The organism is Desulfosporosinus fructosivorans (assembly GCF_004766045.1).
Taxonomy (GTDB): Bacteria; Bacillota; Desulfitobacteriia; order Desulfitobacteriales; family Desulfitobacteriaceae; genus Desulfosporosinus; species Desulfosporosinus fructosivorans.
In genome coordinates this window covers 1-16,031 of sequence record NZ_SPQQ01000008.1, presented here as the reverse complement: position 1 = coordinate 16,031, position 16,031 = coordinate 1, and the positions used below count along the sequence as shown (strand labels likewise).

Sequence of the window (16,031 nt, the reverse complement as noted above, 5' to 3'; positions counted from 1 at the left end):
AATTAGTGTATTAATGGTCAGTTTCCGGTTCGTTTAACAGCGCTTCATCAAGGGGGTAGCGTCCATATTTGCGAACCGCTTCCATCATATGGTCGATATTTTCAATAGGGACATTTTGCGTAATATCACAACCAGAAGCAATAATATAGCCTTTTGGGCTGTCTTTTCCCTTGCGGATGCAAGTCTTAACGGATTCGAAAACATCTGATCTTGAGCCCAACATAAGCACATCGACAGGCGGGACATTGCCCAGTATGGGTAAACGCGCTCCCACTTGTCCTTTTACATATTCCAGATCCACAAGGTTATCAATACTGAGCATATCCGGTCCTGTATCCACCATGTCCATCACAATACTCGTCGTATTGCCACATATATGATAGCAACACATCCCCCCCAATTGATGAATATGGTTCATCAGTTCGGTGGCATAGGGCTTAACGAACTCTACATATTGGCTTTTTCGAAGGAGTGTGCCCGATGCAATCGGATCACACATGACAATGATAATGCCTCGTTCGATATATTCTTTATAAATATCTTTGAGAGCATCAGTGCACAGACGAAGTAGCCGGTGGATTGATACCGGATCTTTACGGGTTGCCCTTAAAAGATTTTCAGTGGGAAAGATACTTGATACAGCAGTAAAAGGCCCTGTAATCAACACCCCTGTTGGAATCTCCTGTCCCATTTTTTCCTGACAGATTTCACAAGCCTCTAATGTTTTCGCAAACCAAGGATCATTTTCTTTTTTTGTCTTGTCGAAATCCAGTTGATCAATATCTTTAAGGTCTTGTAAAACGTGATTCACAATGGCAGGCAGACTATCCTCAGGATCATTCATTTCTGACCCCAGTGCGGTTCCTACGCCGTGAAGGCCATATTCAATGATCATCAGATCATTCCCATAACGTTTATAACAATCGATTTGCGACTGGGCCTGCAATTCTGCCGAAGCGCGTTTTTCTCGATGAGTTATCCCAGCCACTCTGTGTGAGATGGAAACTAAGATAGGCATCGCAAGAATGCGATCCATTTTTTCCCCTTTAATGAAGGCCTGAAGCCGTTCGTTAGGCGTCATTTGGTCTTGTTCATGCATAGCAATTCCTCCTTGTTTTTACTAGTATTGAATTAAGGTGTTAGCAGCTTTAACGTCTTGATCTGACCATCTTTAAGTATGCGATTACGGTTATGGATACAAGCATTACCTACCAAGTTAACTTTACCGCGAAGTTCCAAACAGGCTTGGGCATAGGACATGGGCTCTGGTAATGTGTAGTTTTCCCACTCTGCCATTCCCAGCGCCACTAACTGGAGGGAGGTCTTAGGACAGAGATGCATTACTACCTGTCCATCAATTAGTTTTAGTGATTCTTCTACAAATGGTTTTGAAAAATGACGACCCTGCAGTTCGAAATATTTTGGTCCAAGGATATTAAGTCCTCCTACCGGATCTTCAAAGGCAATGAAATCCACCCCAGCTTCTAGGGACTTTTCGATGTAACGTAACAACTGGAGGCGCATCTTCTCTATCACTTTTTCAATTACTTCCGGCTTTTTTCTCCAGATCTTAAAGAGTTTACCGATATCGATTAAATTGTTTAAGGCGGTCAGCGGGCCGCAGATCTGGATACCTACAGCTTCCCTTGCGGCTTTAAGTATTTTAACGGCAACCAGGGTTTCTTTTAATCGACCTTTCTCAAAATCCAAATCAGGTAACCTCAACAAATCGTCTTCATCTCTGTACACCGGTGCTTCGCAACGTGGCCCAATCCTCGCCGTTCCCAGCTTGATATTGCCGCCATAGTTTTCCGCTTCCACGGTGTGGCAGAAAGGCACCATACAAAGGGCTCCTCCTTCTACTTCCCGTACGGCGCACGCGATTTTTGCGATCCCGTCTCCATATGTGTAAGCTTCTGGAAAAGGCAAACCTACTTTTTTTACCACGTCCTCTGTAAAACCGCTGGAATCTGACCCTTCGGGACATTTAAAATCTGTAAATGCGATCGTCGGTTCCCTCCTAACCCTTGCCCAATCCGAGTATATTGCATGAAATCTCCATATCCTTTTATTAATACTTATATATAACCAAATTATAATATCACAACTCTTTAAATTTTTATACAGTGCATAGCGTTTATGTTTACTGAAAATAAAACATTATTGTCTACATAAACTACAGCCCTTTTTACATGTAAATAGCAAGTAGAGATACTAAAGAAAAAATAGACTTGGCAGAAGCCAAGTCTTAGGTCAAAATCTTGATATAACATTGAATCTTTAACTAAAATACTACCTCATCATTGACTTCCTGTGCTCTTCTGGCAACTGGAATAAGCCCTAGTTTTACATGCTTAAATTCTTCGGATGCCGATTTTGCTGACGTTTTTCCTTCCACTTTGCTAACACTGTAAAGAATGCTGGTACAACCACGAGTGTCATAACGGTTGAAAAGAATAGTCCAGAAATGATTGTGATTGATAAAGCTCTAAACATCAGTTCCTTGCCTGTAGCAAGAGAGAGCAGTCCTGCAATTGCAGTTGCTGCAGTCAAAATTACCGGCTTTAACCGAGCCTTTCCAGCATTAATAACCGCCTGTTCCAACTCTACCCCAGTATGAAGTTCATTCTCAATAAATTCAACAAGGACAATTCCATTTCGAACGACGATTCCCACTAAGCATATCAAGCCCATAACCGATCCAAAACCAAAGGGTGTTCTAGTAAGAAATAGTCCCACCATACTGCCTGAGAAGGCCAAATAAACAGTACTCAGCACAAGAATCGGCAGACTCAGCGAGTAAAATTGCATAGCGATGACAATTAGAATAAAGAAGATAACCACGATCATCAATTTACCTAAATCTGTAAATATGTCACTTTGATCTGTTGTTTCCCCTCCAAACTCCAGCGTATATCCGTCAGGGAGTTCGATTGATTCTATCATGGGCTTAATCTCTTTCATTGCCTCTGTCGCAGTAATACCAGAGAGGTCACAGGTAACCTCTGCCACTCTGTTCAGATTTCTCCTTGGAACTGTACTGATGCTGAAAGAAGGCGCCATCTCGGCAATTTCCTTCAGTGGTATTAACTGTCCATTGACATTTGGAACATATAGTCTGTCAAAAACCAGCATAGGATCAGCTTTAGACTTATCCGAGTACATCATAATATTGATCATATCTTTGCCATTGTCAAATTCGCTAACCGTGATTCCCTCACTTGCCAATCTTAGCGTTTTCGTGAGATCATCATATTTCACCAGATGATGTTCCATCTGTGCTTTGTTGATCGTGAATTCAAGGTCCGTTTTATTAAGTCCTATGGACCCGTTAATATTAGTTGCCCCTTGGTAGTTTGAAAGCATACCTTTGATGTCATTCTCCAGATTTTGAAGCACCTTGATATCTTCTCCGTATATTCTGATATCCACTGGAGAACCAACTGGAGGTCCAAATTTGATTTCTTTTGGTAAAACACTTATACCCGGATACATCTCCCTAAACTTGGTGTTCCACTCTTGAACAAGTTCATCTGTTCTGACCTCTTGAGTATTTACTTTCACAACAATTTGCGCAATATCTTTTCCCTTGCCAATGGCCAGGTCCCCTCTGAACATGGAGGGAGCACTGTCCCCTGAATAAGTATTCACGAGGATTACCCCTTGCTGTTTCTGAACCCAGGCTGCTATTTCCTGCGCCTTTTGATTAGTTCCTTCAAGACTTTCTCCTTTCGGCATTCTTACATCAATCAGCATTTCTCCTCGGACCGAATTTGGAAAAAGCTGTATCGAAATAAATGGGAACAAACCGTAGGCAAGGGTACTGATCAAAACTGCTATTAAGCCAACTTTTAATGGCTGTTTCAGAATCCTAGGCATGAGCTTCTCGGAATACCAGACAGCTAATCTGTCAAGCTGATTTCCTAAGAGGCCATTGCTCTTGGTGTGATGGGACGGGGAATCAGCTTGTCTTACCGCCCTCCAGTGCCTAAATATCGGGATAATGGTGAGGGACATGGCCATCGAAGCAATCATTGATAGCGTGATGATAATAGGCAGGGGTCTAATAAATTGCCCAACGTTTCCCTGCAAAAAGGCAATGGGACCAAACGCAAATATGGTTGCCGTGGTGGCAGTAAGTATTGAGATAAACACTTCATTGGTCCCGTTGACCACTGCTTCTAAAGGGGGTTCTCCAAGTTCAACTAGCCTTCTTTCTATATTGTCATTGACAACGACAGCATCATCGACCAAAATACCCAAAACGATGATTAACGCGGCAATAGAAACCAGATTTAACGTTATATTCATATTGGGTGCAAGCATTAAGCCCATGGAAAGAGAGATTGGTATGGCCAGCGCTATGATGCACGACGTGATAAAGTTTAGCCCAAGAGAACAGACGATCAGTACGGAAATGACAGCTATGATTACTTCCTTCGTAAGATCCGAAAAGAGCTCGTCAATTCTTTCATTTTGAGAATATACATGCTCCAACTTTGACCAGGAGGGGAGCTGCTTTTCTAATTGGTTTATCTTATTATCTACGTTCTTTTGCATGCTTGGAACATCGCTGCCAATTTCCGCCTGAACACTGATCGAAACGGCAGCTTTACCATTGAGACTTACTAACGATTCCTCTTCTTCTGTAGCGAGCGTTATTTTAGCCACATCCCGTAGGTATACCGGTATACCCTGTTCATTCATGGCGACAACCGTACTATAAAGAACATCTGGATCGCGGTTATCTGTGACTTTCAGTTGATAAAGTCGGCCACCGTTATTCACCTCTCCTAAGGGTGTTCTCTCATTTTCCTTTTTTAGTGCACTGGCAACTTGCATCCATGATATTCCAAGTTGATTGATTTTATTGTTATCGATATCGATTCTTAGTTCCTGATCAGGAAGTCCCATAATTGTAACATCCGCTACATTAGGAAGGGTTCTAAGTTGATCCTTCCATAGCTTCAATGTCTCTCGCAAACTATAGACTTTTTCATACGAATCGGCAGTCACTGTAAATGTTTCGATAAACGTCTTACTTAGATCATCGTTGATTTCCGGCTGTCTACAATCTGCAGGAAGGCTAGTTTCGATATCCTTGACCTTGTTCCTCAGTTCATTCCATTTTTCCTTGGCATTTACCCCATTTTCTAGCTTAATCACGATTTTCGAGTATTGTGATTTTGATTCTGACTGGATTGATTTCAGCCCCTGTATCTCATTGACTTTCTCTTCAATTATTTTGGTGACCGTTTGTTCCACTTTTTCGGGAGAAGCGCCAGGATAGACTGTTAACACCAGGGCCTGGTCAACAACAATATCTGGCTGCTCCTGATGTGCTAACTGAAAAAAAGTCGCAAATCCATAGATAACAAGCATTACAAAGAATAGCAGTGTGATTTTTCTCTTCTTAATTAAATACTCAATCATGGCTCCACACCACCGGATACCTTCACTCTAGCTCCTTCAAAAAGTTCACCGGCCCCACTTACAATAACTTCTGACCCTTCCTCAAGGCCCGTGAGGATTTGAACTTTGTTATCTTTCAACTCCCCGAGAGTTATGTCTTTTTTCACGGCTTTTCCATCATTATTAATAAATAAGTAAGGATTTTTTTCGCTCAAACTTATAATCGATTCTACCGGTAAAAATATAGAGTTTTGAGACTTACCGACATAGCGGCAAACTGCAACCTGTCCTGGAACCCAATCATGCTCGTTATTCTGAACAGTTACTTCCACGCCAATTGTTCCAGTCATGACATTGGTCGCAGAAAGAATGTTTGTTACAACCCCTTGTTTCTCTTTTCCATACAAACTGACTGTTACGCTGTCGCCCTTTGTCCAATTATCTATACTGTTATCTGGAACCGGGAGGATTAACTTCAAAGAATCAATATTGCCAAATCGGAAAACTGGTGTGCCAGCAGCTACGATTTGACCATCGGAGGCCGATTTATTCAGAATAGTACCCTTAAAAGGTGCCTTAAGCTGAGTCTTTCCTAGCGCAAGCTTTGCTAGATCGCTATTTCCTTCGGCAAGTTTATACCCTTCTTGGGCCATCTGTTTGGTTTCGACTCTTGCTCCTTCCTGGGCCATATCGTAAACTGCTTTTGCAGCCGTCATATCGGTTTGTGAAACCGTGAGACGTGTTTGTGCATTTTCGTAGTCACTTTTCGATATTGCACCTTCCTTTAAGAGACTTTCCATTCTTTTGAAATCTATTAAAGCTTTCTCATATACAGCATTGGCTTTGTCATAGGTGGCTTTTGCGCTTTCCTTTTCTTGTTCTCTTGCCCCATTTAAGGTTTGACTAAGATTCGCTTCTGCCTGAGCTAGGGAAGCATTTGCTATTCCTGAGTTAATTTGATATTGGCTAGAGTCTATTCTAGCAATAATTTCATCGAGCTCGACGCTGTCGCTTTCCTTTTTGTCGATGGCTATAATTCTCCCTGGGACTTCAAAGGAAAGAATAGCCTCCGCCATCGGCTGCAACAGGGCCGAAAACTCACTCTTATCCTCGACTTCAACCATTTTAGCAATTTCTGTTTTTACTTGTTTCACATTGGAATCTGCCGTAATAGCCTGATCCTTCGTTAGACTCCCGCAACCAACCATTGAAATACACATGGATATAATAAAAGCAAAATGTATTATTTTTTTCATACTACTCACCTCTTAATATTGGCAATAAGCTATAATTTATTACCCTTCTGCCTTTTAATAATAGGCATTCTTTTGTCTATTTAAAGGGGCATTTATTATTCACTTCCGTTATATGTATATCTTCACTTTTTTAGCATCCCATTTAAAAAAATCTTTGAGGCACTTCTGCATAACCTTTCAATTTCAATCGGTATCAAGTCCCCTTCAAGTCTGTTTTGCACAACAAAGAGGCCGATAAGCGATTCCACATACATCAGCGACGCCGTGAAGAAGTCATTTTCGATAAGGATTCCTTCTTGATAGAGTGCTGTAAATCTTCTCTCTAATATTTCAATGAGTTTACTTAAAATTAGGGTAACGTTGGTAACTAATTCTGATCTCCTTTTTGATTCAATGATTGCGACAATAAGCACACCCTTACTGTCAACGATTCGTTGATACAACTCCATTCCAAATTGATAAAGCATTTCTTCTGGCGAAACGTTACTCTCTAGGATGGTCTCAAGCCTTAGGTGGTTATATTGGGTTATTTCTTTAGTAATTTCTAGGAATATACCCTCCTTGCTTTTAAAATGTCTAAAGAATGTCGCCTCATTGACGCTTGCTTCTTTAGCGATCATTTTTGTTGTCGTCCCTTTAAATCCATTTTCCATAAAAAGTATTTTCGCTGCTTCAAGGATTCTAAAACTCAAATCATTTTCGTTTGTACCCATCGATTCTGTATCTTTCATTAATTCTCCCCCCACTAGAACGGCTGCATGCAAGTGCTTACTTGCATAATATTAACATGTTTAGCCAATAATTAAAAGTCCCTTTTGACACCATGTAGAGAAACTCGAAAGCGTCAATTGGCCCTTATCCGGAATTTGGGATAAGAGGCCAATTGACGCTTACCTTCATAAGAACTTTCTACATAATATCATTTCCTTAGTTGCTTATTATATCCTCTGTCTTCGAGTGGTTGCGATTTCTCCAGCCACGGCTTTCCAAAGAATACTACGTTTCGCTCACAATTGTACTTAAATGGCTTGCGGGCTTTACGTCCTCTTTTTGAGCAACAATAACAAATCTATGTTCTTTGCTTTCAATAAATCCTTGTGCTTCAACTATTGATTGCAATAGACATAATTGCTTAAAACAATTATCTACAGAGAAATTCGGAAATTCCCATTCAATAATTTTTGCAAAATAGACCAATGCTCCCACATCAAAAAATTTAAGTTTTGGAAAACATTCGTCAGATTTTAGGATAGTCAATCCTTTGGCCTCAATTAATAGCAGATTATTTTTCAAGGCATGTTCACTACTGCTAATTTCCTTGAAATCATTTATTAAAAACCTTGATAATTCCTTGTTGTTTAATCCGCCAACTTGTTGGGTAATAAACAAACCATTCGGCTTTAACAGTCTATAAACTTCGTTGATGTCAAAAGCCGCATGCCTGTTTATTATTATGTCAAACATCTCGTTTTCAAGTGGAAGGTAATTATCATTAAAAACTTGTCTAACATCAATGCCAAGTGGTATAAGTGTTCTTCTGCACAGTTCAAAGTTTAAAGGATATGCTTCAGTAGCAAAAATATTGCAATAAGGGTGATTTAAAGTCAATAAATACTCCCCACCGCCTGTCCCCATATCCAACAATATAGAATTGGCATTTAAATACTGTCGAACTATTTTGTCGTAATTCCAAGGCAAAGGTTCATCAGATTTTCTTTTATCGATGTAGGAAAAATCCCATCCCTGAAAACTCCTTTTTTCTTCTGACAACCAGCATTCCTTTAATTTCATATATTCCATAACCTAAACTCCTTCTCATAATTATTTTTGATGAAAAGCAGTACAGTTAACTGATAACAAAACTCAATCTCGACACAATCTGCTATCAGATTATATTAACTGCACCGAGTAGGTAATTTGATTTATTCTTTTCATAGAAGTCACTTCCTTGTAAACATTTTCATTAACACTCAATGATTGCCTTTTAATGCGCAACCTCCATCCCCAACTATTGGCTATAAGATATTCCCACATATTGAACTCCTTTTTTCTAATGCTTCTTATTAGCTGATGTCAACCACAAATATGCTAAACGGTAGGTATCGCATACATAGTCAAGAGTATTTTATCATAAAAGAGACTACAGGAGCCGAACAAAAATGGGCGATCGTATTTCACAAGAAACGAACGGCTCCAGCATTTCTACGCTGAACCCGTTCGTTTTTCTTTGATACTACCACTTCTCCACCAAGCACCATCACTTCAAAAAATCATCTATGATTAGAACATTTCTTTGCTCATTCTGTCAATTGCTTCACTTGTAGAATCGTATACGCCAGGGAAGGAACTCCAATTCCCTCCCTGAGTTAAACAAGGGATAAAGTATAACTTCCCACAATTCCTGCAGGCCCGCTCTACTTCTCTAGCAATTATTTCCGGTGTCCAGGCCGGGAAATCAACGACACCACTATCGATATCTCCCATAAAGCTGATTTGGCTACCATATTTCTTGATAAGTTCAGGCGTGTTGTTCGTTGTCATGACTCCTTGCCAGATGTCTACTCCCATTTCGATCATATAGGGAACTAGGTTAGCTGCATAGGAATCACTGTGGTGCACGATCAGTTCGACCCCATTTTCTTTATAAAAGCCATATATTCTCTTATAAGCTGGGAGAAAAAACTCTTCGAACATCGCGGGAGAAATGAAGGAGGATTTTTGACTACCCCAATCGTCATGATGAAAAATGCAACTAGGATGAATATGATCGATCAAGGCCTTTGCATGCGCTAACTCATGTTCAGTTAGGTAATCAATAAGCTCATGCATAGCTTCCGGCTCCTCATATAAAGCCATCAATGCATCTTCCATGCTCATAAGATGATGGGTCATTTCAAATACACCAGGTGCAACGAACAGTGTTACAAATTCCTCGTTACGATCAACTGCACTTGCATGTGCTATAGCCGCAGCCCAAGCTTCGTCCGAACTTGGAATAACCGGCGCCTTAACGTACTTTTTCCACTCTGTAATATCTTTCAATACTTTGTGTTCATTATCATGCACAGGGAAACCACCAAGTTGCCCTTCCGGCCATTTAAAAGTTATACCCCACTCGTTTTTTATCGTCTGACCAGGTTGGGGAAACGTTCCACCTGGGGCTTCCATTATAAAATGCATAAACTCATATTGATTCACAAAACGATCAGGATTTCCGCCTTTAATCGTCTCTAATAAATTTTGTTTTTTTGATAACATAAATCTTCCTCCTTAATCGGTAGCATATTTAATTCTATTTTTTTGCTAATTCTACCGCTTTCACAGCCGCACTACCAGCGTCGGGAGCAAAGCCATCGGCACCGATTGAAGCAGCGAATTCTGCTGATACAGGCGCACCACCAACGATAACCTTGAAGCCTGTCAGTCCGCTGGCTTTAAGTGCTTGAACTGTTTCCTGCATTTTCGTCATTGTTGTTGTTAGAAGTCCTGAACATGCCACTATACTTACGTTCTTATTTTCTTTGATGGCCTCAACAAATTTGGTTGCTGATACGTCTACGCCAAGGTCAACCATGTCAAATCCTGCACTACCGATCATCATTGAAACGAGGTTTTTGCCAATGTCATGAAGATCGCCTTCAACAGTGCCGATAATACACGTACCTAAAGATGATGTGCTTTGACCCGCGAATAGCGGTTTCAGCACGTCGACACCCTTGGACATGGCTTTAGCTGCCATCAACATTTCAGGTACGAAAATTTCTCCTGCGGAAAATTTGTCACCGACAACACGCATAGTGTCAACCATTGCTTGGAGAATATCTTTTGCTGCATTTCCTTCAGTTAATGCTTCCTGTACTAAACCTGGAACGAGTTTAGCTTTACCTGCATCTACCATAGCTTTTACGTCTTCAATCTTAGACATCATTAAGTTCCTCCTTATGGATTATTACATTTTACGAGTAGCTAGCTTTTTGACAGTATCTTATGAGGTAATAACGATATTTAATTGGAGTAGACAATCCATAAATATATCAGCGAAGGTCTCACAACCTAAGAGCTTGTGTACAAAATTGATACTTTTATTACGCAGGTGTTTGCATGGGAGGTTCGACAGGCACTGGTTTTTTGATTGCAAATACTACTAAGAAGAATGCTAAGATAGCTAGATATCCTCCTGTCCCGAAATAGTATTGAAATCTTAAAGTAGTGATATGCAAAGGTTCCATAATGGCGGCATAAAAGTATCCGGAAAGGAATCCACCCAAACTCATACCTGAGACAATTATGGACATAGCCATCGGAGTCTGGCTGGGATGCACTGAAGCACCAGCAAGCATCATAATAGAGGACATGCAAAGGGTCAATCCAACACCTAAGCAGGCTTCTCCGATGATAAACAAGGATACACTTTGACTGAACGAAAACAATACCTGAGAAACTGTAAAAAAGACAAGGCCTATATTAAGAGTCTGTCTTCCAACTTTTTGAAACACTTTGCCGAACACTGCTCCGGCCACCATCCCTCCGACAGTCATGAACATCAGGACGACACCGGCTACTGCAGCATTAGCTTTAATGGTTAAAAGTACAGAGGACATATTTGTAAGTGATGGATAGTCCAATATCGTCAATATTCCAAATAATATGCACCAGCCAAAGACTGAAGCAGGCATTTTTAATTTTTCAGGTGCCGCACCGTCTGCCCCTGCAGCCATTTCTGCCTGCTGAGGCTCTGGTAGGAAAATTAAAACTATAATAAATGTGATTATACCAAGAGCATGCGCTAGAAAGCTGTAATTCCAACTTACTGCAGCAAGAACACCGCCCAGCAACTGGAGCACGATTCCTCCGATATTCATTACAACGCTGTTTATTCCCATGACACTAGCCTGCTTATCAGGCGGCACGAGATTGAAGATCAAGGCACTGTTGAGAGGCATAATAAGCCCTAGTCCTAATCCGAAAAGAGCTCTGGAAATCAATATCTGGGTAAAATCATGCAGGAAGTAGGGCACTACTCCACCAATGCTGAACACGAATGTTGCAAAAAGCACCAATGTCCTGTATTTTACAGATTTTCCGGCAACACTGCCTGCCAGGATGGATACCGGTATGGATATAAGAGCCGGAACGGTGGATACCAACAACAGAGTACTGAAACTTATAGCGGGGAAGGCTGCTCCAATCGATGCTATGGCAGGAGTAATGGTTCCAATGCCCATAGCAAGAAACCCTAATGAAAATATAGCCAATAATACTAAAGACTGCCTTTTATCTTTCATAATATCTTCCTTTCAGTAAAAAAATAGTAATAGTATCCATTTGTGAATAGTAGTATTTTTGTTTTTTAGATCTTCTAATATGGCAACTTCACTTAGTCCAACTAAATATACCTTTTGCTTATCACTCCCCTCTTTTTTGGTGAATACACTTCTAACGACACCTAATTTGTATATACATATAGATGTATATATGTATATATTCATAATAATATGAATATACACTTTGTCAAGCATAATATTTTAATTTAATGTAATAAATTCAATCAATTCTGCAACTTTTCATCCGCCATCCGCCGGAGCGAAAGAGCTTTTCTATTCAAATACCTGCGTTATGCCTATACTTCATTGGGCATGGACGAACAGCCTCATAATTTCATGTATTGAGGCAAACAGCAGCATCCCGAACACACTCCAAATGTATTGAGGCTAAGATCGGGTAATCCACGTGTCAATAGTGGCACTCCAGTTAAAGAAGCAAATTTGCGAAAACGAACGGGTTCAGCATTTGTACGCTAAACCCGTTCGTTCTTGATTTATATACTTTATTAATTTTTTCAACACAGAAAAATCGTATTGTGAATGTTGTCTACAAACGACTTCTCACTGGCGGCGATCCAGTTATTATAACCAACCTGGAGTAGCCCAATTTTCAATGGTCATCCTCCTTTTGATTTGCATCGGTTTTTTTGGCCTCTTCTCGCAAACCTCTGCCGCATCTATGTTTGCGGCAACTGCCACTACCGCATGTTTTTTCATCGCCGTCACATAGCTTGTAATCTCCCCCTTCAATCATTAGTGCTTTTCCGTTTACTAAAGACTCTGCAAGTTTCTTTCTTGCATCATTATAGATACGCTGAACGGTTGTGCGTGCAATATTCATTTTGTCAGCACACTCTTCTTGTATAAGACCTTCTAAGTCGATCAGTCGTATCGTTTCATACTCATCGACCGTCATAGCAATAAAAGACTCTTGTTTAATCGAGGCGTTTAGTGGTCCAAATCGTTTGTTCTCTGGCAAGCAACATACTTTTCTCCATTTTCTAGGTCTTGGCATAATTCCTTCACCCACCTCGATTTTCGTCAAAAGTAACAGGAGCCTCCCCCTGCTACTTTTGCAGCCTTTTATAAGGTTTCTAGTTCCTTGCTTATGGTATCAAGCTTTCTTTCAAGCAACTCTTTTTGTTCTTGCAGTGATTCCTTTTGTTTTATTGATCCTGTAGTATCTTCTCCAAAATTCGGATTACCCCTTCTGTACCCTAGTCCTAATCCGGTATCACTGCTAACAGTTTTTGCTCCCCTGCAATTTCCTAAACCTCTTCCACTCTTCGCTCCACGTCCCATAACACCTGTTCCATCTCTACCTGGCATATCGATTACCTCCTTATCAGTTATTGACATATGCCCTTTATAATCATTATTATACCTCATTTTGAACATATGTCAATAACCCAAAGCGGAGATATTTTTTATAGAACTCCCCCCTATTTAACTATCTCATTATAATAATAAGGAACGCAGAACTCAACTTGCACTATATCCTAATTTTAAAGTAGACGGAAATACTTTTATACTATGCTGACCGCTTCAAAAAAGCTATTCGCCCAAATATCCAATCCTCGTAATCCCACAAAAAGCCCTCCCCCCCATAGTGGATTTTCAGCACCGTAGTTAATCACCATGAGTAGCACACTAAAAAGGAACCTATAGAGATAGACCCTTTTTCAAGGTGTCCATTCTATAGGTTCCAGTATATTTCGATACAGTCCTTTAGTCTATCTAAAAGCTACCACTCACACTCTGTACAACCTGAGTGTGAAAAAACAACATTAAAGTTAGCTTGTAGCATTTCGAGTTTTTTGCGGGAGAAATGGAAATAATTCAATGAAAAAATTGCTTCTCCTCATCTACTAAACCCAATGCAACTTCTATTAAGGCAGTGAGATGCATCATTTTCATATCAAGTTTGTAGTGCTTATTCATGTCAACAAACTGGTCCATACAGTTATGGCAAGGAATGCATCCAATTTTCGCGCCTGTTGCCACTAATTGATCAACTTTAGGTTTGGCTTTAACCATACGCATTGCTTTGGTTTCAGCTACGGCACCCGCTCCTCCGCCAGCTCCACAACAAAGGTTATACTCCCTGTTTGGAAACATTTCGCGAAAATCCATGACAGTATTACTCAACACATAGCGCTGAGGCTCAACAATCCCCTCTTTACGAACTGTATTACAAGGATCATGTAGAGTTACTGGAATTGTATTTCTGGTTTTATCAAGCTTCAATGTGCCGTCTTTAATCCAATCGGCATACAACTCCATTATATGGCGAACCGGGAACTGTTTCCCTTTCCAATAATCACGAGCAAACACTCTGGTCGATCGGAACGCATGACCACATTCTGTAACAATAATTTCCTTAGGGTTTAGCCTCTCAGCTTCTTCAAACATCGGGCGTGAAATTTCATCGAATTCATCGTTTTTGCCGGTGAACAAACAAATATTAGTAGCATCCCAGCGCTTAGAACTGATCGTAAAGTTTGCTTTGGCCGCATGGAAAACATTTAATATGCTTTGCAGATCTGCTGGATAATGTTTAATCTCCCGAGCATTGAATCCAAAGAAGAAATCTGCATTAGGAACATCTAAAGGAATCTTATAAGTCGGATCTTTAAGATCTTCCTGCATCATTTCTTCAATCCATTCTAATGTCTCTTCATAATCAATTTGTTCAACACCCATCTGGTTACCTGTCCGTATATGATCATCAGCAATAACTTGCAAATAACCGGGTGCCTTTGCCACTTTTCCTCGAAAGGCTCTCGTAAGTGCGTTTATATTCACTCCCATTGGACATTCCACGGTACATCGATTACACATTGTACAATTCCAGATAAAGGGATCGTTTTCTGCTTCTTCTCGCATACCTAGAACTACTTTACGTATAAATTTACGAGGGTCTTGGTCCTCATGTAGATCACTATAAACACAGCCAGCCGTACACATTCCACAAGTAAGGCAATTTGAAAAATCGTAGCTTTTTAATAATACTGCAATTTCATCACGTAAGGTTGGATCACAATTTTTAATTCTTATTGGTTCTCCCATCTTTCGATCACCTCCAACATTAAATTAATATTCTAGACAATTCAAAAGACTAAAAAGCACAGTTAAATAATCTAAATAATCTGACCTGTGCCTTAGTTGGGTTAAAGTGTTGTCTGACAAAAAACTTTTTAAATTTAGAATTTGATATGTTATAAAAAAACGCCAGTAAATCAATTGTTTGAGATGTGGTTGAGGCTCAAGTGCTAGTCCCTTAAAATTATTTCACCATATTAGCACTTGCTATTTAACATGAATACAGTGTGCTGGGCAGCCCTCGGCAGCTTCTTTGGCGGCTTCTTCACACTCACTAGGGACTGGGTTTGTGTAAGCTACAGCTAACCCGTCGGCCCCCATCTTAAAAACTTCAGGACAAAATTCAGGGCACGATTCACACCCGATGCATTCATCTTGGTCTACTTCAGCAATCATAATATATCCTCCTCAAAATTATTATTTTCTCTTTGAACAAAGCCACTACATAGTCTGAGAATCTTTGTTCATTTGGCCTGGTCAATCGCTTCCTAGCATCTGAATTGACCTTCTTATTTTTATGGACATATACCCTTTATAGTTTAAATTATACTCTTCATTTAAAACATATGTCAATAACAGTTTTGGCATAATTTATAAACAATTCTTCTATTATTATGTGCATTTTCAAGGCATTTTTCGTATTTCCGACATCTCAACCCCCCCATAGCTGCCATTCACTCCGTGCTTATAACTTGAGGCGAAGAAGCTTTTGAAACAGCGAAGGCAGAGATAACAAGCCTATTTTCTTATCTATTGGGTATTCGTAAGTTCGATCTGTGCCGACTTGTCGGTGGTGGTATTCCGGTTACTAGAACCGATAAATACTTTTGCACATCACCAACTATTAGCCCTTTCATAAAATCATGACCACCCGCTTAGCGGGTGGTTTGCTCTAGCCCTATAAGGGCATGATACAGGCTGAGCCTTAAGGCTCATT

13 protein-coding genes are annotated in these 16,031 nt (G+C 40.2%); all 13 read right to left on the bottom strand.

Going from position 1 to position 16,031, the window contains the following annotated elements; genetic code table 11:
• Nucleotides 1–10: 10 nt before the first annotated feature.
• On the bottom strand, nt 11–1,099 hold the full coding sequence (locus E4K67_RS20000; protein WP_135549981.1) for a uroporphyrinogen decarboxylase family protein: 1,089 nt from the start codon (nt 1,097–1,099) through the stop codon (nt 11–13).
• A gap of 32 nt (nt 1,100–1,131) precedes the next feature.
• Complete coding sequence (locus E4K67_RS19995) at nt 1,132–2,007, bottom strand: uroporphyrinogen decarboxylase family protein (protein WP_135549980.1); 876 nt, start codon at nt 2,005–2,007, stop codon at nt 1,132–1,134.
• A gap of 339 nt (nt 2,008–2,346) precedes the next feature.
• Nucleotides 2,347–5,433: an efflux RND transporter permease subunit gene (locus tag E4K67_RS19990; protein WP_135549978.1), complete on the bottom strand. Its 3,087-nt coding sequence runs from the start codon at nt 5,431–5,433 to the stop codon at nt 2,347–2,349.
• Nucleotides 5,430–6,668, bottom strand: a complete 1,239-nt coding sequence (locus tag E4K67_RS19985; RefSeq protein WP_135549977.1) for an efflux RND transporter periplasmic adaptor subunit — start codon at nt 6,666–6,668, stop codon at nt 5,430–5,432. The genes E4K67_RS19990 and E4K67_RS19985 overlap by 4 nt, the downstream gene beginning before the upstream one ends.
• A 122-nt stretch (nt 6,669–6,790) precedes the next feature.
• Complete coding sequence (locus E4K67_RS19980; protein ID WP_135549975.1) at nt 6,791–7,399, bottom strand: TetR/AcrR family transcriptional regulator; 609 nt, start codon at nt 7,397–7,399, stop codon at nt 6,791–6,793.
• 265 nt (nt 7,400–7,664) lie between these two features.
• Nucleotides 7,665–8,468: a class I SAM-dependent methyltransferase gene (locus tag E4K67_RS19975; RefSeq protein WP_135549972.1), complete on the bottom strand. Its 804-nt coding sequence runs from the start codon at nt 8,466–8,468 to the stop codon at nt 7,665–7,667.
• Between the two features lie 480 nt (nt 8,469–8,948).
• The gene (locus E4K67_RS19970; protein WP_135549970.1) at nt 8,949–9,926 is read right to left on the bottom strand and encodes a uroporphyrinogen decarboxylase family protein; all 978 of its coding nucleotides are present in this window, start codon (nt 9,924–9,926) and stop codon (nt 8,949–8,951) included.
• A 34-nt stretch (nt 9,927–9,960) separates the two neighbouring features.
• Nucleotides 9,961–10,593 carry a corrinoid protein gene (locus E4K67_RS19965; RefSeq protein WP_135550328.1) on the bottom strand — a complete coding sequence of 211 codons (633 nt, stop codon included), beginning with the start codon at nt 10,591–10,593 and terminating at the stop codon, nt 9,961–9,963.
• A gap of 160 nt (nt 10,594–10,753) precedes the next feature.
• Nucleotides 10,754–11,953 carry an MFS transporter gene (locus tag E4K67_RS19960; RefSeq protein WP_135549968.1) on the bottom strand — a complete coding sequence of 400 codons (1,200 nt, stop codon included), beginning with the start codon at nt 11,951–11,953 and terminating at the stop codon, nt 10,754–10,756.
• Between the two features lie 649 nt (nt 11,954–12,602).
• The gene (locus E4K67_RS19955) at nt 12,603–13,007 is read right to left on the bottom strand and encodes a DUF134 domain-containing protein (RefSeq protein WP_135550326.1); all 405 of its coding nucleotides are present in this window, start codon (nt 13,005–13,007) and stop codon (nt 12,603–12,605) included.
• A gap of 68 nt (nt 13,008–13,075) precedes the next feature.
• Nucleotides 13,076–13,321, bottom strand: a complete 246-nt coding sequence (locus tag E4K67_RS19950; RefSeq protein WP_135549966.1) for a DUF5320 domain-containing protein — start codon at nt 13,319–13,321, stop codon at nt 13,076–13,078.
• A 510-nt stretch (nt 13,322–13,831) separates the two neighbouring features.
• Complete coding sequence (locus tag E4K67_RS19945) at nt 13,832–15,061, bottom strand: (Fe-S)-binding protein (RefSeq protein ID WP_135549965.1); 1,230 nt, start codon at nt 15,059–15,061, stop codon at nt 13,832–13,834.
• 240 nt (nt 15,062–15,301) lie between these two features.
• A complete protein-coding gene (locus E4K67_RS19940; RefSeq protein ID WP_135549963.1) occupies nt 15,302–15,490 on the bottom strand; it encodes a ferredoxin in 189 nt (62 codons plus the stop codon).
• Nucleotides 15,491–16,031: the final 541 nt, after the last annotated feature.

Coding starts and splice junctions, on each gene's coding strand:
- E4K67_RS20000 (WP_135549981.1), bottom strand. CDS start 1,099: ATGCATGAACAAGACCAAATGACGCCTAACGAACGGCTTCAGGCCTTC.
- E4K67_RS19990 (WP_135549978.1), bottom strand. CDS start 5,433: ATGATTGAGTATTTAATTAAGAAGAGAAAAATCACACTGCTATTCTTT.
- E4K67_RS19985 (WP_135549977.1), bottom strand. CDS start 6,668: ATGAAAAAAATAATACATTTTGCTTTTATTATATCCATGTGTATTTCA.
- E4K67_RS19980 (WP_135549975.1), bottom strand. CDS start 7,399: ATGAAAGATACAGAATCGATGGGTACAAACGAAAATGATTTGAGTTTT.
- E4K67_RS19975 (WP_135549972.1), bottom strand. CDS start 8,468: ATGGAATATATGAAATTAAAGGAATGCTGGTTGTCAGAAGAAAAAAGG.
- E4K67_RS19970 (WP_135549970.1), bottom strand. CDS start 9,926: ATGTTATCAAAAAAACAAAATTTATTAGAGACGATTAAAGGCGGAAAT.
- E4K67_RS19965 (WP_135550328.1), bottom strand. CDS start 10,593: ATGTCTAAGATTGAAGACGTAAAAGCTATGGTAGATGCAGGTAAAGCT.
- E4K67_RS19960 (WP_135549968.1), bottom strand. CDS start 11,953: ATGAAAGATAAAAGGCAGTCTTTAGTATTATTGGCTATATTTTCATTA.
- E4K67_RS19955 (WP_135550326.1), bottom strand. CDS start 13,007: ATGCCAAGACCTAGAAAATGGAGAAAAGTATGTTGCTTGCCAGAGAAC.
- E4K67_RS19950 (WP_135549966.1), bottom strand. CDS start 13,321: ATGCCAGGTAGAGATGGAACAGGTGTTATGGGACGTGGAGCGAAGAGT.
- E4K67_RS19945 (WP_135549965.1), bottom strand. CDS start 15,061: ATGGGAGAACCAATAAGAATTAAAAATTGTGATCCAACCTTACGTGAT.
- E4K67_RS19940 (WP_135549963.1), bottom strand. CDS start 15,490: ATGATTGCTGAAGTAGACCAAGATGAATGCATCGGGTGTGAATCGTGC.